The organism is Streptomyces carminius (assembly GCF_002794255.1).
Taxonomy (GTDB): Bacteria; Actinomycetota; Actinomycetes; order Streptomycetales; family Streptomycetaceae; genus Streptomyces; species Streptomyces carminius.
Map to the genome: position 1 here is coordinate 23958 of NZ_PGGW01000020.1, position 18526 is coordinate 42483.

General features: G+C 72.6%; 19 protein-coding genes. 6 read left to right on the forward strand and 13 right to left on the reverse strand.

From position 1 onward, the window contains the following. Nucleotides 1-13: 13 nt before the first annotated feature. Together CUT44_RS07830 and CUT44_RS07835 are read right to left on the reverse strand one after the other, a co-directional pair. Entirely contained in the window at nt 14-391 is a 378-nt protein-coding gene (locus CUT44_RS07830; RefSeq protein WP_100201456.1) for a toxin Doc, read from the reverse strand. After that, on the reverse strand, nt 391-633 hold the full coding sequence (locus CUT44_RS07835; RefSeq protein ID WP_100201457.1) for a hypothetical protein: 243 nt from the start codon (nt 631-633) through the stop codon (nt 391-393). The genes CUT44_RS07830 and CUT44_RS07835 overlap by 1 nt, the downstream gene beginning before the upstream one ends. A gap of 293 nt (nt 634-926) precedes the next feature. On the opposite strand from CUT44_RS07835, the gene CUT44_RS07840 reads away from it, so the two are divergent. Beyond that, the gene (locus tag CUT44_RS07840; protein WP_100201458.1) at nt 927-2147 is read left to right on the forward strand and encodes a cytochrome P450; all 1221 of its coding nucleotides are present in this window, start codon (nt 927-929) and stop codon (nt 2145-2147) included. A 78-nt stretch (nt 2148-2225) separates the two neighbouring features. On the opposite strand, the gene CUT44_RS07845 is transcribed toward CUT44_RS07840, so the two are convergent. The 6 genes from CUT44_RS07845 to CUT44_RS07870 all read right to left on the reverse strand — a co-directional run bounded on the left by CUT44_RS07845 (nt 2226) and on the right by CUT44_RS07870 (nt 8034). Further along, a complete protein-coding gene (locus CUT44_RS07845) occupies nt 2226-3503 on the reverse strand; it encodes a cytochrome P450 (RefSeq protein ID WP_100201459.1) in 1278 nt (425 codons plus the stop codon). Then, the gene (locus CUT44_RS07850; RefSeq protein WP_100201460.1) at nt 3500-4117 is read right to left on the reverse strand and encodes a GTP-binding protein; all 618 of its coding nucleotides are present in this window, start codon (nt 4115-4117) and stop codon (nt 3500-3502) included. Before CUT44_RS07850 ends, CUT44_RS07845 begins: the two co-directional genes overlap by 4 nt. Continuing rightward, a complete protein-coding gene (locus CUT44_RS07855) occupies nt 4098-4457 on the reverse strand; it encodes a DUF742 domain-containing protein (RefSeq protein WP_100201461.1) in 360 nt (119 codons plus the stop codon). Before CUT44_RS07855 ends, CUT44_RS07850 begins: the two co-directional genes overlap by 20 nt. Then, the gene (locus tag CUT44_RS07860) at nt 4454-4873 is read right to left on the reverse strand and encodes a roadblock/LC7 domain-containing protein (RefSeq protein WP_100201474.1); all 420 of its coding nucleotides are present in this window, start codon (nt 4871-4873) and stop codon (nt 4454-4456) included. Before CUT44_RS07860 ends, CUT44_RS07855 begins: the two co-directional genes overlap by 4 nt. A 135-nt stretch (nt 4874-5008) precedes the next feature. Beyond that, the gene (locus tag CUT44_RS07865; RefSeq protein ID WP_100201462.1) at nt 5009-6688 is read right to left on the reverse strand and encodes a sensor histidine kinase; all 1680 of its coding nucleotides are present in this window, start codon (nt 6686-6688) and stop codon (nt 5009-5011) included. 443 nt (nt 6689-7131) lie between these two features. Beyond that, the gene (locus CUT44_RS07870) at nt 7132-8034 is read right to left on the reverse strand and encodes a TIGR03619 family F420-dependent LLM class oxidoreductase (RefSeq protein ID WP_100201463.1); all 903 of its coding nucleotides are present in this window, start codon (nt 8032-8034) and stop codon (nt 7132-7134) included. Between the two features lie 289 nt (nt 8035-8323). Between CUT44_RS07870 and CUT44_RS07875 the strand changes: the two genes are divergently transcribed. Then, nucleotides 8324-8887: a snapalysin family zinc-dependent metalloprotease gene (locus CUT44_RS07875; protein WP_100201464.1), complete on the forward strand. Its 564-nt coding sequence runs from the start codon at nt 8324-8326 to the stop codon at nt 8885-8887. Nucleotides 8888-8935: 48 nt separating this feature from the next. Here CUT44_RS07875 and CUT44_RS07880 read toward each other — a convergent pair whose 3' ends face one another. Beyond that, entirely contained in the window at nt 8936-9556 is a 621-nt protein-coding gene (locus CUT44_RS07880) for an L-threonylcarbamoyladenylate synthase (protein ID WP_100201465.1), read from the reverse strand. A gap of 204 nt (nt 9557-9760) precedes the next feature. Here CUT44_RS07880 and CUT44_RS07885 point away from each other — a divergent pair, with 204 nt between their 5' ends. Further along, nucleotides 9761-11167: an FAD-dependent oxidoreductase gene (locus tag CUT44_RS07885; protein WP_100201466.1), complete on the forward strand. Its 1407-nt coding sequence runs from the start codon at nt 9761-9763 to the stop codon at nt 11165-11167. A 195-nt stretch (nt 11168-11362) separates the two neighbouring features. Here the strand turns inward: CUT44_RS07885 and CUT44_RS07890 are convergent, their stop codons facing one another. The 3 genes from CUT44_RS07890 to CUT44_RS07900 form a co-directional block, all read right to left on the reverse strand. Further along, nucleotides 11363-12796 (reverse strand): DEAD/DEAH box helicase, encoded by a 1434-nt coding sequence (locus CUT44_RS07890; RefSeq protein ID WP_100201467.1) that lies wholly within the window; start codon nt 12794-12796, stop codon nt 11363-11365. Between the two features lie 295 nt (nt 12797-13091). Further along, nucleotides 13092-13295, reverse strand: a complete 204-nt coding sequence (locus CUT44_RS07895) for a cold-shock protein (RefSeq protein ID WP_006604579.1) — start codon at nt 13293-13295, stop codon at nt 13092-13094. 826 nt (nt 13296-14121) lie between these two features. Then, on the reverse strand, nt 14122-14877 hold the full coding sequence (locus tag CUT44_RS07900) for a LysR family substrate-binding domain-containing protein (RefSeq protein ID WP_233221301.1): 756 nt from the start codon (nt 14875-14877) through the stop codon (nt 14122-14124). 118 nt (nt 14878-14995) lie between these two features. On the opposite strand from CUT44_RS07900, the gene CUT44_RS07905 reads away from it, so the two are divergent. Beyond that, nucleotides 14996-15400, forward strand: coding sequence for a DUF5997 family protein (locus CUT44_RS07905; protein ID WP_100201469.1), 405 nt, complete (start codon nt 14996-14998; stop codon nt 15398-15400). Nucleotides 15401-15491: 91 nt separating this feature from the next. Further along, nucleotides 15492-15911, forward strand: coding sequence for a NifU family protein (locus tag CUT44_RS07910; RefSeq protein WP_100201470.1), 420 nt, complete (start codon nt 15492-15494; stop codon nt 15909-15911). Between the two features lie 83 nt (nt 15912-15994). Here CUT44_RS07910 and CUT44_RS07915 read toward each other — a convergent pair whose 3' ends face one another. Then, the gene (locus CUT44_RS07915; RefSeq protein ID WP_100201471.1) at nt 15995-16903 is read right to left on the reverse strand and encodes a MerR family transcriptional regulator; all 909 of its coding nucleotides are present in this window, start codon (nt 16901-16903) and stop codon (nt 15995-15997) included. Between the two features lie 377 nt (nt 16904-17280). Between CUT44_RS07915 and CUT44_RS07920 the strand changes: the two genes are divergently transcribed. Then, the gene (locus CUT44_RS07920; RefSeq protein ID WP_100201472.1) at nt 17281-18489 is read left to right on the forward strand and encodes an IS110 family RNA-guided transposase; all 1209 of its coding nucleotides are present in this window, start codon (nt 17281-17283) and stop codon (nt 18487-18489) included. Nucleotides 18490-18526 lie beyond the last annotated feature (37 nt).

Consider the following 18526-nt stretch of genomic DNA (forward strand, 5'->3'; position numbering starts at 1 on the left):
TCGCCCCGCCCGGTCACAGCCGCCAGGCGCGTATGCGGTCGGCGACCCGGTAGACGCTCGCCTTGCGGTCCCGGATGTCGCGGACGAGTTCCACCAGCGCTCCGTACGGAGGGTCGATCCCCTCGCCGCAGGCGTGCATGTAGGCGACCGCGGCCTGGCAGGCGTACAGGCTGTTGCGGTAGGGCAGGGGCTCCAGCCGCACCAGGGTGTGCAGCAGGGAGGCCGCGCGCCAGGCCGGGTCGGGGTCGGTGGCGTCCGGATGGGGGATGCGGGTGCGGTGGCGGGCGACGGCCGCGACCAGCGCGGAGTAGTCGGCCACCGACAGGTCCTCGGGGACGGCCTTCTCCTGGACGTCCAGCAGCCAGGAGACATCGACGTACAGCGGGGGCATCAGGCGGCTTCGGCTTCCCGGCCGCCGTGGCGGACCGGCGGGACCTCGTCGGGGAACGCCTCGTCGAACTCCGTCCGGTGCTCGTCGCCCCAGGTGAGCGCGTAGCCGACGAACTGCAGACGCTGTTTCTCGCGCAGCGGCAGGTCGTGGACGTACTGCTTGAGGGACTTTCCCTCGGCGGCGGCGGCGGCGCGGACCGCCTCCAGCTCTTCCTCGGTGAAGGTGATGTTCAGCGACGGCATACTCCGCATGGTACCTAGTAGGTACCGGCTGTGCCAGTCGGGGGTTGGCTGTGCGGCGGAAGCCGGTCCGCACCGTTCCGGCACGTCATGGCGCGGCCCGCCGCGGATCTGCCGTGAATCCGCGACGGGCGGGCCGCGGGCGGGCCGTACCGCCCCGGATCTCAACTCCGCCCGCTGCCGTACCAGTTGAAAAGGTGTGAGACACAACTGAACGGTTTTGGCAAGTCTGTTCTCCTCGGCCGAAGATCAATACTCTGTGTCCACGGCCTGTCACCTGATCGAGGAGTCCCGCCTTGACCACCGCGCAGCAGATACCCGACATACTCTCGTCCGAATTCGCTGCCGATCCCTACACCGCCTACCGGGTGATGCGGAAGGACGCGCCGCTCATCTGGCACGAGGCGACCCGCAGCTACATCATCTCCCGCTACGAGGACGTGGCGACGGCCTTCAAGGACGGCGCGACCTACACCACCGACAACTACGAGTGGCAGATCGAGCCGGTCCACGGAAAGACGATTCTGCAGCTGAGCGGACGCGAGCACGCGGTGCGCCGGGCGCTGGTGGCACCCGCCTTCCGGGGCAGCGACCTGCGGGAGAAGTTCCTCCCGGTGATCGAGCGCAACGCACGCGAGCTGATCGACGGCTTCCGCCACACCGGCTCGGTGGACCTGGTCGACGCCTTCGCCACCCGCTTCCCGGTGAACGTCATCGCCGACATGCTCGGGCTGGACAAGGCCGACCACGACAGGTTCCACCGCTGGTACACCTCGGTGATCGCCTTCCTCGGCAACCTCTCCGGCGACCCGGAGGTGGCGGCGGACGGCGAGCGGACCAGGGTGGAGTTCGCCGAGTACATGATCCCGATCATCCGGCAGCGCCGGGAGAACCTGGGGGACGACCTGCTGTCCACGCTGTGCGCCGCCGAGGTCGACGGCGTGCGGATGAGCGACGAGGACATCAAGGCGTTCTGCAGTCTGCTGCTGGCCGCCGGCGGTGAGACCACCGACAAGGCCATCGCCGCCCTGTTCGCCAACCTGCTGGCCCACCCCGACCAGCTGGCCGCCGTACGGGCCGACCGCTCGCTGATCGACCGGGCGTTCGCCGAGACCCTGCGCTACACACCGCCGGTCCACATGATCATGCGGCAGACGGCGCGGGAGGTGACCGTCAGCGGCGGCACCATCCCCGCCGGGGCGACCGTCACCTGCCTGATCGGGGCCGCCAACCGCGACCCCGACCGCTACCGCGACCCGGACACCTTCGACATCTTCCGGGACGACCTGAACACCACCACCGCGTTCTCCGCCGCGGCCAACCACCTGGCCTTCGCCCTGGGGCGGCATTTCTGCGTCGGCGCGCTGCTGGCCAAGACCGAGGTGGAGGTCGGCGTCAACCAGCTGCTGGACGCCATGCCCGACGTACGGCCGGCCGACGGTGCCGAGTTCGTCGAGGACGGCGTCTTCACCCGCGGGCCGAAGGCCGTGCGGGTGACGTTCACCCCCGCCGGCTGACCGGGCGCCGGCCGGACACCGGCCGGAAGCTGTCGCCGCGGGACCGCGGTCCCGCGGCGACAGTGACCAAGACGGCGGTCACTGCACCACCGGGGTGAAGGCGACCGGCAGGGCGGTCAGGCCCCGCATCCAGATCGAGGGCCGCCAGGCCAGCTCCTCGGGCTCCACGGCCAGCACGATGTCCGGCAGCCGCTCCAGCAGTGTCTCCACGGCGGTGCGGGCGATGACGTCGGCGAGCTGGGGCGCGGGGAAGGGGCAGCGGTGCTCGCCGTTGCTGAAACTCAGATGGGCCGAGTTGACCTGGGCGCCGACATGCCCCTCGGGCCAGATCTGCGGATCGGTGTTGGCCGCGGCCAGCCCCAGCACCACGCAGTCGCCGGCCCTGATCTGACGGCCGCCGAGCTGGATGTCGCGCACCGCCCAGCGGCCGATGAAGTTCTGGGTGGGGGTGTCCAGCCACAGCACCTCGTTGAGGGCCTGGCCCACGCTCACCCGGCCCCCGGAGACGTTGAGGGCGAACCGGTCGTCGGTGAGCAGCAGCCGCAGGGTGTTGCCGATCCAGTTGCCGGTCGGCTGCTGCGCGGCGGCGATGACGGAGATCAGGTCCTGGACGATCTCCTCGTCCGCCAGCCCCGCCGGACTGGCGATCATGCGGGAGGTGACGTCCGGGCCGGGGGAGCGGCGCTTGTCCGCCACCAGCTGCTGGATGCGCTCCTGGACACGGACGTAGGCGGCGACCGGGTCGTCGCCCTCTGCGGCGTCCAGGGACATCCGCAGGTCCTCCACCAGGGCCTCGGTGTCGGCGCCGTCGAGCGGCATGCCGCACATCTGGACCGCCGCGCGCATCGGCAGGGCGTGGGCGTAGGAGGACATCAGCTCCGCCTGCCCGCTGCCGGCGAACCGGTCGACCAGCTGGTCGGCGATCCGCTGGCAGTGCTGGGACAGCTCCAGCTGGTCGACCCCCTCCAGTGCGTCGCTGATGACGCCCGCCCGGCGCTGGTGCTCGGCGCCCTCGGTGAACAGCACGGACGGCTGGTAGCCGACGTACGGCAGCAGCGGCCAGTCGGCGGGGATGTTGGGCCACTGGTTCCAGCGCCGCGAGTCGCGCGCGAACAACTCGTCATGGCTGGTGACGTAGGAGACCTCGGCGTAGCCCAGCGCCAGCCAGGCGGGGATGCCGCCGTCCAGCAGCACGGGGGCGACCGCGCCGTGCTTCCGGCGCAGCTCCCGGTACAGCTCGAAGGGCGTCTGCTGGTACTGCAGACCGCTCAGGGCCACGGCGTCGGGGTGCGCCGCGGGGCAGGCCGGTCCCGCGGCGCCGTCCGGCGCGTGGTTCGGGACGGAGGTGTCGGTCATGGGGTCAGCTCCCGTGCCAGCGCCTGCTGGTAGAGGTGGTCGACGAGGGTGATCAGCACGTTCTTGCCCGACTCGCGGACCCGGGCGTCGCAGTCGACCAGGGGGATGTCCTCCGACAGGTCCAGTGCCTGGCGGATCTCCGCGAGCGAGAAGCGCGCGGTGTCGTCGTCGAACCGGTTGACCGCCACCACGAACGGGGTCCGGTGGTGCTCCAGCCGGTCGATGGCGTACCAGGAGTCGGCCATCCGCCGGGTGTCGACCAGCACCACCGCGCCGAGCGTTCCGGAGAACAGCCGGTCCCACAGGAACCAGAAGCGCTCCTGCCCGGGCGCCCCGAACATGTACAGCACCGTGCGCTCGTTCAGGCTGATACGGCCGAAGTCGAAGGCGACCGTGGTGGTGTTCTTGCCCCTCAGTCCCGCGGTGTCGTCCACCCCGGCACCGGCCTGGGTCATGACCTCCTCGGTGTTCAGGGGCCGGATCTCGCTGACGGACCGCACCAGCGTCGTCTTGCCGACGCCGAACCCTCCCACGACGACGATCTTCAGTCCGGTCTCGGCGGCGTCCGCGAGCGGTGTGCGGGCCGCCGGGACCTCAGAGGTTGCGGAGTCCAATGAGCACCTCCTTCAACAGGGCGGAGTCGGGCGTGTCGCCGTGCTCCGCGGCCGGGCGCGGGTTCCGCGCGGTGATGCGCCCGGCGGTGAGCAGATCGCCGAGCAGGATCTTCACCACGGTGATGGGCAGTTGCAGGTCCGCGGCGATCTCGACCACCGCGGTGGGGTGGCGGCACAGTTCCAGGATCCGGGTGTGCTCGGACTGCATGCCCTCCGTCGGCCGGCACTCGCTGACGATGAGCGTGACCAGGTCCAGCCGGACGTCACCGGCGTGGCTGCGCCCGCCGGTGACGGTGTAGAGCCGGTGGGGGTCCCCGGTGTCGACGGGTTTGCGGATCATGACGGGACACCGTCCTGGGTCGGCTTGCGGGGCTCCGCGCGCAGATGGTCGCCGATCTGCTCGACCGCCTCGTCCATGTGGTGGCCCACCACTCCCGGGTCCGCGGTGTCGTCGGCCACGACGGCCAGATGGGCTCCCTGGCCGGCCTCGACGATGAACAGCAGGCCGCCGTGGAACTCCGTCATCGAGTGCCGTACGCCCCCGGTCCCGTCGCCGAACTCCACCGAGGCGCCCTGGGCCAGGGCCTGCATGCCGGAGGAGATGGCCGAGAGCTGGTCCGCCTGGTCCAGGGAGAGGCTGCCGGTCCAGCACAGTTTGAGGCCGTCGCGGGAGAGCACCAGGGCGTGTCGTGTCCCGGGAGTGCGCTGCAGCAGGCTCTCGAGAAACCAGGTCAGGCTGTTGTCGGTGGTCTCCATGATCTGCATCGGGCGAGTTCGGACCGTCCGGCCTGTCACTCGGCCCGTGCCTCCAATCTCACGGTCTTGCGAAAAGGGGGAGGGGAAGGGTGCCCGCCGCGGTGGGGGCGTCCCGGAGAAGGCGCGGACGCGCGTCTACTCGGAGTCCTGCTCGGAGCCGGTCCCGGTGCCGGAGTCGGTTCTGGAACCCGGCTCGGGACGTCTGGCCCGGTGGAACGCCCCGAAGCGCGCTCCGGCGTCCCTGGCGGGGCGCTCCCGCTCCCGGGCGGCGTCGGCCTCGGCGGCTCTCTCGCGGACGCGGTCCGCGCGGGCCATGGTGCGGCCCCGGGGCCGCACCGGCAGCCCGTGGGTGGTCTCGCCGGCCGCGTCGGCCGGGGCGGAGACGGCCGGCGCGGCCGACTCGGCCGGCATGGCGGCGGTCTCCCGCGGCGCCGGGGAGGCCGGGAAGGCGGCCGAGGCGGGGGCCTCCACGCGCTGCTGTGCCAGCAGGTGCGGCGGCAGCAGTACCACGACACCGGTGCCGCCCCGGGAGGACGGCCGGTAGCTCACGGAGATGTCGTACTTGTCGGCCAGCAGGCCCACGATGGCCAGCCCCAGCCGGGTGCCCTGCAGGGAGGCCAGGTCGGTGGACCTGCCGGACACGGACTCCTCCGCGCGGCGCATCGCCGCGTCCGACATGCGCAGCCCGCTGTCCTCGATGGTCACCACGATGCCCGCGGTGCGCTCCTCGACGTACACGTTGACCTCGTCGATGGGCGGGGAGAAGTTCGCCGCGTTGTCGATGAGCTCCGCGAGCAGGTGCATCACGCCCTCGGCGGCGAAACCGGCGATCGCCGCGCCGCTGGCGCAGTGCATGCGGACCCGCCGGTAGGCGGCGATCCGCCCCACCGAGCCGCGCAGGATGTTCTCCATCACGATCGGCTTGTTCCAGGCCCGGCTGGCCCGTCCGCCCATCAGCAGGGCGAGCCGGTCGGTGAGCAGACCGATCTGCGAGGTGCTGTGGTCGAGCCTGAGCAGGTCGCCGAGCACCTCCTCGCCGTGGCGTTCCTGCATCTCGCGCAGGTCCGCCAGCATGCTCACGGCCGCCGCCTGCACCCGGCTGAGCGCCTTGGCGCCGGCCACCCGGGCGGCGGCGGACCGCCGTTCACTGGTCGCGTACTCCCGGACCACGAAGTCCGTCAGCGCGCCCAGCCGCTCCCCGGCCGGACGCGGCAGGTCCGCCAGGACCGTGTCGGCCGAGGCACCCGTGCGCAGCCGCTCGAAGGCCTCCGGGAGGGTCTTCGCGACGAGGTGGCCGACGCCCTCCGCCAGATACGAGGCCTGCCGTACGACCTCGTCGCGCTCCGCCTGCGCGGCCTGCCGCTGTCCGACGCCGGCGGCCACCTCCTCGGCGAAGACGCGGAGCACCTGCCGCAACTGGACGCCGTCCGGGGCGGGTACCGCCGCCAGCGCCTCCTCGGCGCGCGCCCCGGCCCGCAGGCGGTTGGCGACGGCCGGCAGGCTGACGTTGACCAGGTGTGCGGCCTGTGCCGAGGTCCGGTCCACCTGCTGCCGCAGGGCGTCGACCTCACCGGACGCCGTGGCCGAGGAGGCGCGCAGTCTCCGCACCGCCAGCACGGTGACGAGGACGGCCACCGCGGTGACCAGGCCGGCGGCGGCCGCGGTGCCCAGCACCCAGGAACGTGCGCCGTCCGGGGCCGCCGCGGTGACGGCGCCGCCGGCTGCCGCGAGCACGGCCAGGCAGATGACGGACACGGTAAGGGGCAGACGCCCCCCGGGCGCTCGGTGCGGGCTGGGGGCGGCGGGCTGTGACATCGCGCATTCCCTGTGGCTGTGTGGGGTGAGTGATGTGGGTCGGAAGACGCGCAACGCCTCAAAGTTCTTCTGGAGAACGGGCGTTGCTCGCTCACACCGTTGATGTCGTCATACTAGTCATGACCGGTGGGGCATGTGCGCGGTTGCCCGCACAACTGATCACTCGGATCGTCCGGGCAGGTCACCGGCCTTGTCGCCCCTTGTGGACGGCCCGTCAGGCACCGGATTTCCGGGGCCGGTCACCACGGCCCCGGCCCCGTCGTGGCGTCCGGGAAAGGACGCGGGGCGTGCTGTGGCCCTCCGCGCACCGGCCGTGTGGCCGCGTCCCGGGCCCGGCAGGTCCTCCGGGCCGGGTGGAAGGTCCGGGCACCCGGCCGGCCCCGACCCGGGTGCCCGGGGCCGGTCCGGGCGGCCTGCGACGGCCGTCCGGACCGGTCTGCCGATCAGCCCCGGGCCACCAGGCCGATCATCTCCACCGCGTGCTCCATGGCCTCGTCGACACTCTCGACGGCGTAGGTGGTGTCCACCATGACGTGGTCGATGCCGGTGCGTTCGTGGACGGTCCTGATGGCGTCGGCGACCCGGCCGGGCGCAGTGCCTGCGTCGATGTTGACGCGCAGGACGGTGTCGATGGCGGACGGGTCGCGGTCCGCCTCCCGGGCCCAGCGGTCGATGAGCGCGCGGTGCGCCACGAGGCCGTCGGTGTCCACCCAGCTGGGCACCGTGCACAGGGGCAGCCATCCGTCGCCGCGCTCGGCGACGCGGCGCAGCGCCCGCTCGGACAGGGCACCGAGGTAGAAGGGCGGACGCGGGCGCCGGGCGGGCTTGAGGGGCGCGTGGTGCAGGGGGACCGACAGGAGCTTGCCGTGGTACTCGGCCGGATCGGTGGTCCAGACGGCCTCCAGCGCGTCGAGCAGCTCGTTCATCCGGGCGCCGCGTGTGCCGAAGTCCAGTCCCGCGGCCTGGTACTCCTCGGGCGACCAGCCGACGCCGAAGCCGGGCAGCAGCCGGCCACCGCTGACCAGGTCGATGCTGGTCAGCGCACGGGCGAGCTGAACGGGCGGGTAGAGCGGCGCGACGAGCACGTGGGAACCGAGCAGGACGCGCTCGGTGGCGCCCGCGGCTATGCCCAGGAGCACGAACGGGTCGGCGGCGGGGTTCAGTTCGGCGGGGATGGTCGTGCCCTGGCCGCCGTAGCCGATCCGGGGACGCACGGCGGCCAGGTTGCGGTCTCCCACCCAGAGGCTGGCGGCCCCGGCCCGTTCGACCTCCCGCGCGAACTCCGCGGTCCGTGCGATGCCGTACGCCTGGTGGTGGAACTGCGGCAGAGCGAAACCGATCTTCATCGAGGCCCTTCTTCGGGGTCGGCGGTGGTGGGGGAGGCGTGCACGCGCGGCACGGCCACGGCCCGACGGACCTGACGCTCCGTGCGCCGCCCGCCCATCCTCACAGACCGGGCCGCCGCCACCCGCCGCCTTTCGCCCCTTCTTCCCTTCCGCCGCGCCGATCGCCGCCGCCGCCGCTGCCGCCGGTGGCCGGCCGTGCCGATTGACGGATTGGCTTCCGTTTCCGGTGGGCAGTGAGCCTGGAGCATGTCATGCGCACGTCCACCTTTCCCCCACGAGGAGGCCGACCATGCACCCCCGTGTGCTCGCACGTGTTCTCGCCGCCGTCCTGGCGGCGACCTTCGCCCTGATGGGCGGGCAGGCCGCGGCCGCCCCCGTCCCCGTCGGCGACCGTGCCCTCGCCCCCCGCGTCGTGACCTATGACGCGAGCGCGTCCGCCGAGTTCAGGGCCGCGGTCGACCGGGGCGCGGCGATCTGGAACGAGAGTGTCGAGGGCGTCGAGCTGCGGCCGGCCAGAGCCGGGCAGCGCGCCGACATACGGATCCTGGCGGACAACGGCTGGCCCCGCGCCATGACCACCGCACTGGGCCGCGGAGTCGTCTACATGGGCCGGCAGGCCGTCGACCAGGGCTATGACACGGTCCGGATCTCCTCTCACGAACTCGGCCACATCCTGGGCCTGCCGGACCGCAAGCCCGGCCCCTGCTCAAGCCTGATGTCCGGCTCCAGCGCCGGGACCGCGTGCACCAATCCCTACCCCAACGCGGCGGAGAAGGCCGAGGTCGAGGACAACTTCGGCAGCTCGCTCACCCGGTCCGCGGAGGTGCCGCGCAACATGGTGATCGTGGACTGATCCGGACGGACGCGGGCGACGCCGCACCTCCGCCCCCTCGGCGCGACGTCACTCGAACCGCGTGACGTCGCCCGCTCCCCGGCGGACGATCTCCGCCTCGCCCCCGGAGAAGTCGACGACCGTGGTCGGCTCGGTGCCGCAGTCACCGGAGTCGACCACGGCGTCCACCACGTGGTCGAGCCGTTCCTTGATCTCCCAGCCCTGTGTCATCGGCTCCTCCTCCCCGGGCAGCAGCAGCGTGCTGGACAGCAGCGGCTCGCCCAGCTCGGCGAGCAGGGCCTGGGTGACGACATGGTCGGGGATGCGGACTCCGACCGTCCGCTTCTTCGGGTGCATCAGCTGACGCGGTACCTCCTTCGTCGCGGGCAGGATGAAGGTGTAGCTTCCGGGCGTGGCCGCCTTGATCGCCCGGAACACGTTGTTGTCGACGCGCACGAACTGACTGAGCTGCGCGAAGTTCTGGCACACCAGCGTGAAGTGGTGACGGTTGTCGAGGTTCCGGATCGACCGGATCCGGGTGATGCCGTCACGGTTGCCCAACTGGCAGCCCAGCGCGAAACAGGAGTCCGTCGGATACGCGACGAGCGCGCCGGAGCGGATACTGTCGACCACGTTGTCGATGGTGCGCTGCTGGGGGTTCTCGGGGTGCACATCGAAGTACTTCGCCATTCACCGACCTTATGCGATGGCCTCGCGCGACCGGCGTGCCCACGGCCGTATGTCCCGGGCGGGGCGCCCCTGCCCGGCCTGAGCGCCGGAGTACCGGGGCCGCGTCCGGCACGGTCCACGGATGGCGGCGGTGCCGCGGCGGGAGGCGGGGCATACGAGAGCCGGGGCCGGGGGACGCCCGGCACAGTGGAGGGAGGACACGGCATGGCGGCCGCACAGCGCATGGTGGTCATCGGGGCGAACGCGGCGGGCATGTCGGCCGCCTCCCAGGCGCGCAGGCTCAAAGGGGCCGGGGATCTGGAGATCGTCGCCCTCGAACGCGGTGGCCACACCTCCTACTCCGCGTGCGGCATCCCCTACTGGATCGGCGGCGATGTCACCGACGCCGGCGACCTGATCGCGCGCACCCCCGAACAGCACCGCGAACGGGACATCGAGCTGCGCCTGCACACCGAGGTCACCGAACTCGACCCGGACCGCGGCCGGGTCCGCGTCCGCGGGAGCGACCCGGCCTCCGAGACCTGGCTGGGCTTCGACCACCTGGTCCTTGCCACCGGCGCCCGCCCGCTGCGGCCACCGCTGCCGGGCATCGACGCGCCGGGCGTCCACGGGGTGCAGACCCTGGACGACGGCCGGGCCCTGCTGGACGACCTGGAGAAGACCGAGACGGCGCGCCCGGCGGACGCCCCGCGGCGCGCGGTCGTCATCGGCGCCGGCTACATCGGCGTGGAGATGGCCGAGGCGCTGATCCGCCGCGGCTACCGGGTCACGGTGCTGGACCGGGCCGAGCAGCCGATGACCACACTCGACCCCGACATGGGCCGGCTGGTGCACGAGGCGATGTGCCGCATGGGTATCGAGACGGTCACCGGCGCCACCGTCACCGCCGTGGCCGCCGACCGGGACGGGCGGGCGCGCGCGGTGGTCACCGAGGACGCCGAGCACGAGGCCGACGTGGTGGTGCTCGGGCTGGGCGTACGGCCCGAGACCGGGCTCGCCCGTGCGGCGGGACTGCCGCTGGGGGACTCCGGCGGACTGCTGACCGACCTGGCGATGCGGGTACGGGGCCGGGAGAACATCTGGGCGGGGGGCGACTGCGCCGAGGTACTCGACCTCGTCTCGGGCCGCACCCGGCACATCGCGCTGGGCACCCACGCGAACAAGCACGGCCAGGTCATCGGCACCAACATCGGCGGCGGCTACGCCACCTTCCCCGGTGTCGTCGGCACCGCGGTCAGCAAGGTCTGCGACCTGGAGATCGCCCGCACCGGCCTGCTGGAGAGCCAGGCCGCCTCGGCCGGGCTGCGGTTCGTCACCGTGACGGTCGAGTCGAGCAGCCGTGCGGGCTACTACCCGGGCGCCGCTCCGATGCATGTGAAGATGCTCGCCGAACACCGCACGGGCCGCCTGCTGGGTGTGCAGATCGTCGGGCGTGAGGGCGCGGGCAAACGCGTGGACATCGCCGCGGTCGCACTGACGGCCGGGATGACGGTCGAGCAGATGACGTCCCTGGACCTGGGGTACGCGCCGCCGTTCTCCCCGCTGTGGGACCCGGTCCTGGTGGCGGCCCGGAAGGCGGCCGCACAGGTGCGCCGGGCCGGCACGCACTGACCGGGCCGGCCGTCCGCCCCGCCACGGGTCCGAGGCCCGGACAGCCCGTGACGGGGGTCACCGTCTCCACGGACCCGCCGCCGGGCGCACGGGTTGCCCGGCCGGTACGGGGACCTCCGCGCGACCGCGTCCGGAAAGCCGAACGTCCCGGACCGCGCACGGTCCGGGACGTTCGGCTCTCACGGCCGGACGCGGTCAGCGTCCGCGGCGGCGGCGCGAGGGGGCACCGCGCCCGGCGCGCCCGGCACGCTCCGGTGCCGGCGCGGCGATGGTCACGGGGACGCCGGAGGGGGCCTGGGCTCCGGTGATACGGGTCAGTTCGGCCTCTCCGGAGCGGACCCGGGCGGTGCGCGGGACGATGCCGGCGCAGGCCAGCAGACGGTCCATGTCGCGCCGCTGGTCGGGAGTGACCAGGGTGACGACGCTGCCGGACTCGCCCGCGCGGGCGGTGCGGCCGCCGCGGTGCAGGTAGTCCTTGTGGTCGCTGGGCGGGTCGACGTTGACGACCAGATCGAGGTTGTCGACGTGGATGCCGCGGGCCGCGACATTGGTGGCCACCAGCACGGTGACATGGCCGGTCTTGAACTGGGCGAGGGTGCGGGTGCGCTGGGGCTGGGACTTGCCGCCGTGCAGGGCGGCGGCGCGTACCCCGCTGTTCAGCAGGTGCTTGGTGAGCCGGTCCACGGCGTGCTTGGTGTCGAGGAACATGAGCACCCGGCCGTCGCGGGCCGCGATCTCGGTGGTGACGGCGTGCTTGTCGGCGCCGTGGACGTGCAGGGTGTGGTGCTCCATCGCGGTGACCGCACCCGCCGAGGGGTCGACCGAATGGACCACCGGGTCGTTCAGGTAGCGCCGGACCAGGAGATCGACGTTGCGGTCCAGGGTGGCCGAGAAGAGCATCCGCTGCCCGCCGGGACGCACCTGGTCGAGCAGCGCGGTGACCTGGGGCATGAAGCCCATGTCCGCCATCTGGTCGGCCTCGTCCAGCACGACGGCGCCGACCTGGTCCAGCCGGCAGTCGCCCCGCTCGATGAGGTCCTTGAGCCGCCCCGGCGTGGCCACCACGACCTCGGCCCCGGCGCGCAGGGCACTGGCCTGCCGGCCGATGGACATGCCGCCGACCACGGTGGCCATCCGCAGGGACAGGGACCGGGCGTACGGGGTGAGGGCGTCGGTGACCTGCTGGGCCAGTTCCCGGGTGGGCACGAGGACCAGGGACAGCGGCCGGCGCGGCGTGGCCCGCTGCCCGTCGATGCGGGCGAGCAGGGCAAGCCCGAACGCGAGGGTCTTGCCCGACCCGGTGCGCCCCCGGCCCAGGACGTCCCGGCCGGCCAGCGAGTTCGGCAGGGTGGCCGCCTGGATCGGGAACGGCTCGCTCATACCCAGGCCGGTGAGCGTCTTCAGCAGCGCGGCCGGCATGTCCAGTTCGGCGAACGCGGTGACCGCGGGCAGGGCGGGGGTGACGGTGACGGGCGGGGCGAACTCCCCCTGGAGCGCGGCGGGGCGGCGCCCGTAGCCGCTCGAACGGCCGGGGTTCCGCGAGCGGAATCCGCCGTTTCGGTCCGAACCGGCGGAAGAACCCTTGCCGGCGAAGGAGTGACGGCTGTGCGTACGGGTGGTGCGGTTCATGAGGAACCTCCTCGAAACGGCGCGTGTCGAGGATTCCCCTGGCTTGAGCAGGCGTGCGGGAAAACGCAGGAACGTGCCGGTGGACGGTGGAATGCGATCCGGGCGGACCGGGAAACGCCTGGCCCGGGGGAGCCCCGGAACGGTGGGACTGCGGGACTCGCCCGGCGGGCGGCGCGGGTTACCGGACCGAGGTCCGGAACCGGGGCCCGTCATGTGCCGGGGCGGCCCGGGGAAAGGCGAAGAGCCGGGGCCCGCACCCCAAGGTGCGGGCCCCGGCTCTCGACTGCGCCAGGCGTCAGGCGGGAACGATGTTCTCCGCCTGCGGGCCCTTCTGGCCCTGGGTGACGTCGAAGCTCACCTTCTGGCCTTCCTGGAGTTCACGGAAGCCCTGGGCGGCGATGTTCGAGTAGTGGGCGAAGACGTCGGCGCCGCCGCCATCCTGCTCGATGAAGCCGAAGCCCTTTTCCGAGTTGAACCACTTCACGGTTCCAGTAGCCATGTTTATCTCCTTAACGGGGCAGTGTCAGAGACCGCCCTGTGCGATCCCCGAGTCGCCGCGATGATTACCCCGTCCGGAAAAGCAAGGCCGGAAACAAGAAAATGCACCCTCGACGCAGAACGTCGATGGGGGCACTTGTAAGTCTTTGGGAACCACAACTGCAACTGAGATCGACAGTAGCACGGGAAGGACGGCGGTGGGAGGAAGGCTTTCCGGCTTCCTCCGCCGTGTCCCCGCCGCGCCATGGAGAACTCGTACGCCGTCTCGCTGTTTTCTGTTCCCGCGACAGCAGATATTCGTCTTCGCCGACTGGAGCGCTCCTGCGGCGCTCCGTCGGAGCTCCCGCGCGGGGCGGGGGCTTCCACGCGGTGCCCGCTCAGGCGTCTGCTCCTCTCCGTCGGTCTTCTCTCCGGATGCTCCCCGCGGCGGTTCGTGTCTGCCGCGCCGCGGGTCTCGGGCTTCGCCGACTGTGCCGGAAACCCCGGTCCGGAGGCCTGAGGATGTCTGCTGCGGCCAGAGCAGGTTTTCGGGTTCCGGGAGGGCAGGGCGGCGCCAGGCGCTCCGGGGAGTCCCCGGCGCGTGAGGATCCGGCGGTCGCCGGTCGGGAGGCGGGCGGCGGCCCGGGGTGTGACGTACGCCATGATCCACGTACCCGCTGCCGGGTGATCCGGAGTCCGGAAGAGGGGCCGCCCCGGCGGCTGGGAGCACCGGCACGGAGCGGACGGTGGCACCGGCCGGCCGGGGTACCGCACGGAAGGGGCACCCCTTCCGGAGACGGGGAGGGAACGGGCAGGCCGTACGGAATCCGGGAACGCGGTGCCGGTGGTCACGACCGGCGGGGCCTGCCCCGTCTGCCGCCCCTGGAACCGCCGGAGCCACCGGAGCCGCTCCGCGGGTTCCTGCCGCCGGCCGATCCGCCGGCCGCCGGTTTCCGCCGTGCGCCGCCCCTGCCGGAGCGCCCGGACGCCTCCTTCTTCGCCTTCGCCTTCGCATCCGTCTCCGCCTCCGCCGGTGCGGGGCGGCGACGGCCCCGTGTGCTGTTGACGGTCCGGCCGCGGACGATCCCGATGAAGTCGTCCACCAGATCGGTGGTCCCGTCCTCCCGCCACGACAGCGCGACACGCGACTGGGGGGTCTCCGTGACCGGCCGGTAGGTGAGGTCCCTGCGGTGGTGGAGACGGGCGAGCGACTGCGGGACGACGAGCAGGCCCACTCCCGCCGCCACCAGTTCGACGGCGTCCGCCGTCGTGGCGGGACGCGCGACCGCGGGCCGTCCCGGCGGGCGCTCCCAGTCGAGGGTGTCGTCGAGGGGGTGCAGGACGACCTCGTCGGCCAGGTCCTCGGCGGACACCTCGTCGGCCGCGGTCAGGAAGTGGTCCCTCGGCACCACGACCACCGTCGTCTCGGTGTAGAGGGGGATCGCGCTGAGATCCGTCCGGTCGGTCGGCAGCCGCAGGAGACCGGCGTCGGCGCCGCGGGCCCGCAGCACGCCGCCCGCCTCGGCGGCGGTCACCTGGAGGAGGACCAGCGGGACGCCGGGCAGGCGCTCGTTCCAGATCCGCACCCACTTGGCGGGCGTCACCCCGGGAACGTACGCGAGCCGGAACGAGGGGGACGTTTCCGGACCTGTCGAGCCTGTCACCGCGCCAGGCTACCGGGCGCGGTCGGCGGCGGCGCGCCCGCTCGATACCCTGGGCGCCATGAAGTCGCACCAGACCGCCCAGACGATGAAGCCCGCCACCGCGGCGAAGAAGCTGGGTGTGTACCTCGAGGCCACCCCCGCCGAGTTCCAGGAGGGTGTCGTCTCGCGGGCCGAACTGAACGCGCTGCAGGCCGACCCGCCCGAATGGCTGCGGGACCTGCGGCGCGACGGCCCGCACCCTCGTCCGGTGGTCGCGGCGAAGCTGGGGATCTCCAACTCGGGACTCGCGCGCGGCGGTATCACCGAGCCCCTCACCACGGAGCAGATCGAGGCGCTGAAGGCGGAGAACCCGGAGTGGCTGCAGAAGGAACGCGCCACCCAGGCCGAGGTCCGCAAGGAGGCGGCGCGCATCAGGGAGAGGAACGCGGAGCGAGACGAGGAGTCCCCCCGGCCGCGTTCCTGAGATCCGGCCCTCTGCGTTCCCTCGCGGCGCCGGGTCCCCTCCGGCGTGCCGCCCTCGCCGGAGGGTGGCGTGGGGTGGTATCGCCGCGGGCATGCTCGCGGCGGCCCCCGCACCGCCGACCGCACCGCCGGCCGACGGCATCCTCGCCCGGGTCGAGGTGGAGCCCGCCGCCGTCGTGACCCACCTCGGCGCGGGCCGCTCCTGGTCCCGCGAGGGTGCCCGGATCCGCACCGCCCTCGACGATCCGGCCGGCTGGACACCGGCGGCCGCGTCCGGCCCCGCCGACGGTGGCGCGGAGTTGTCCGCCGCCGTGCGGGATGCCCCGGACGGGCAGGTGGGCGTGTTCGCCCGCTCCCACGGAGGCACCATCGGCCTGGTCGGCGTGCACGGGGGCGTCGTCACCGTCGGACTCGGCGGCGCCTGCCGCGGCTGCCCCGCCGCTTGGTTCACCCCCCACCGGAGGCCGGAGCGCGGGCTGCGGCAGCGGTGCCCCGGCCCGGTGGAGATCTGAACGGCCGACCGCTGACCCTCACCGGCCCGGCGGGGCACCCGGCCACTCGCCTGCCCGGGGACGGCCGCCCGGCAGCCGGGCGCTCAGCGGGCTCGGGCTCCGTGCCGCAGCTCCGCCTGCAGCGCCTGCTCCAGCCAGAGGTAGTCCTCCTGGTGCGCCTGGCGCGGCCGGCGGCCCCTGACGAGGGAGAGCAGCCGGTGGAAACGCCGGACGTCCGCGGCGAGCCCCGCCCGGAGAGCCGCGAGGACCTCCGCCCGGTCCGCGTCGTGGAACAGCCGGGTCAGTACGGCGGAGGCCTCGTGCCCCGCCGGGGCCACCTCTCTCTCACGGGCCTCGCCGACGACCTCCACGACATGCCGGGTGAACCAGATGGAGGAACCGGGCCGCCCGGGCGCGTTCAGCGCGAGCATCCGCCGCATGCGGGTGCGGAAGTCCGGATCCCGGATGAGTTCGGCGAGTTCGAGCCAGGCGTCCACCTGCTCGGCGGACGGGTTGTCGGGCAGTTCGAGGGGAGAGCGCCGCAGACGCTCGCCCATGTCGGGGGCGCCCTCCAACTCACCGGACACCTCCTTCATGAAGTCCTCGACGATCTTCCGGCGCTCGTCGGTCGAGAGCCTTGCCAACTTGTTCACAAGTGCTGTCTCCTCGGTGGTGGATCCACGGTGTGCGATCACGGACAGAACGGCCCGGTTCACCTTCAGCGCGCGGATCTGCGCGTCCACCGCGGCGATGTGGTCGGCGGCGACCCGGGCGGCCGTCGTCTCACCACGCACCACACGGCGCACCTCCTCCAGACTCAACCCCAGTTGGCGGAGGCTCCGGATGAGTTCCAGGCGAAGGACGGCGTCGGCTCCGTACAGGCGGTAGCCGCCCGCGGAGCGCCGTTCCGGCGTGAGCACGCCGATGTCCGACCAGTAGCGGATACTGCGGACGCTCGCGGCCGTCCGGCCGGCGAGCTGCCCGATGGTGAGCAGGGGTTCCTCGTCGTTCACCCCGCGAGTGTGGACCCTCCACCCACTGGAGACTCAAGGGCGCCGGCCCGCCGGGCACGTGCCCCGTCGCCGCGGCCGTACTCCGGCCCCGTGGCCCGGCACCGTCGGGAGCCCCGTTACCTTCTTCGTGGCCCCGAAACGGGGCTCCTGGCCTCCGGGCCCGGCATGACTGTTGCCCCCTGTCGCTCGAATGACCTGGGGGGTGGTGTCACCGGGCCCGAGGGCACCGACTGACCGCTGATGAGAGGCCCGACCGCCATCCGGCCCGGCGCAAGGCCGGGCCACCTGGGGGTGGCAGGTCTGCGTAACGTGGATGCGCGCATACGGTGCCAGCGCCCCGAGGCCGGGACGGACACAAGCCACCCTCGGGGGGTACGGTGCTCGACACCAGCGAGATCGCGGTCTACCTGGGCCTGGACGTCGGCAAGGGCGACCACCACGGCCACGCTCTGACACCGGCGGGAAAGACCGTCTTCGACAAGCGGCTGCCCAACAGCGAACCGAAGCTGCGGGCCGTCTTCGACAAGCTCCGCGGGAAGTTTGGCACCGTCCTGGTCGTCGTCGACCAGCCCGCCTCGATCGGCGCCCTGCCGCTGACCGTGGCCCGGGACACGGGCTGCCACGTCGCCTACCTGCCAGGACTGGCAATGCGGCGGATCGCCGACCTCTACCCCGGCGAGGCCAAGACCGACGCCAAGGACGCGGCCGTGATCGCGGACGCCGCCCGCACCATGCCCCACACCCTGCGCGCCCTCGACCTCGCCGACGAGACTGCCGCCCAGCTGACCATGCTCGTGGGCTTCGACGAGGACCTCACCGGTGAGGCCACCCGCACCTCCAACCGGCTGCGCGGCCTGCTCACCCAATTCCACCCCTCCCTGGAGCGGGTCCTGGGCCCGCGCCTGGACCACCCGGCGGTCACCCACCTGCTGGAGCGCTTCGGATCCCCGCAGGCCCTGCGCAAGGCCGGCCGCCGCCAGCTGGTCAACCTGCTGCGGCCCAAGGCCCCGCGTATGGCCGAACGCCTCGTGGGCGACATCTTCGACGCCCTCGACGAACAGACCGTCGTCGTTCCCGGCACCAGCACCCTGGACGTCATCGTGCCCTCGCTCGCGAGATCCCTGGCCGCCGTCCACCAGCAACGACGGGCCCTGGAAGTCCAGATCAGCGAGCTGTTGGAGGCCCACCCTCTTTCGAAGGTCCTGACCTCGATGCCCGGAGTCGGGGTCAGGACCGCAGCCACCCTGCTGGTGACCGTGGGCGATGGCAGCAGCTTCCCCAGCGCCGCCCACCTGGCCTCCTACGCCGGCCTCGCCCCGGCCACGAAGTCCTCCGGGTCCTCCATCCACGGCGAACACGCCCCACGCACTGGAAACCGGCAGCTCAAACGCGCGATGTTCCTCTCCGCCTTCGCCGCCCTGCACGACCCGGCCTCCCGCACCTACTACGACAGATGCCGGGCCCGCGGCAAGACCCACACCCAAGCCCTCCTCCGCCTCGCCCGCCATCGCATCAGCGTGCTGTTCGCCATGCTCCGCGACGGCACCTTCTACGAACCCCGCACCTCCGAAGCAACCGCCGCATGACCAACACGGGCTTGATGAAAGACATAGAGGCACCCCC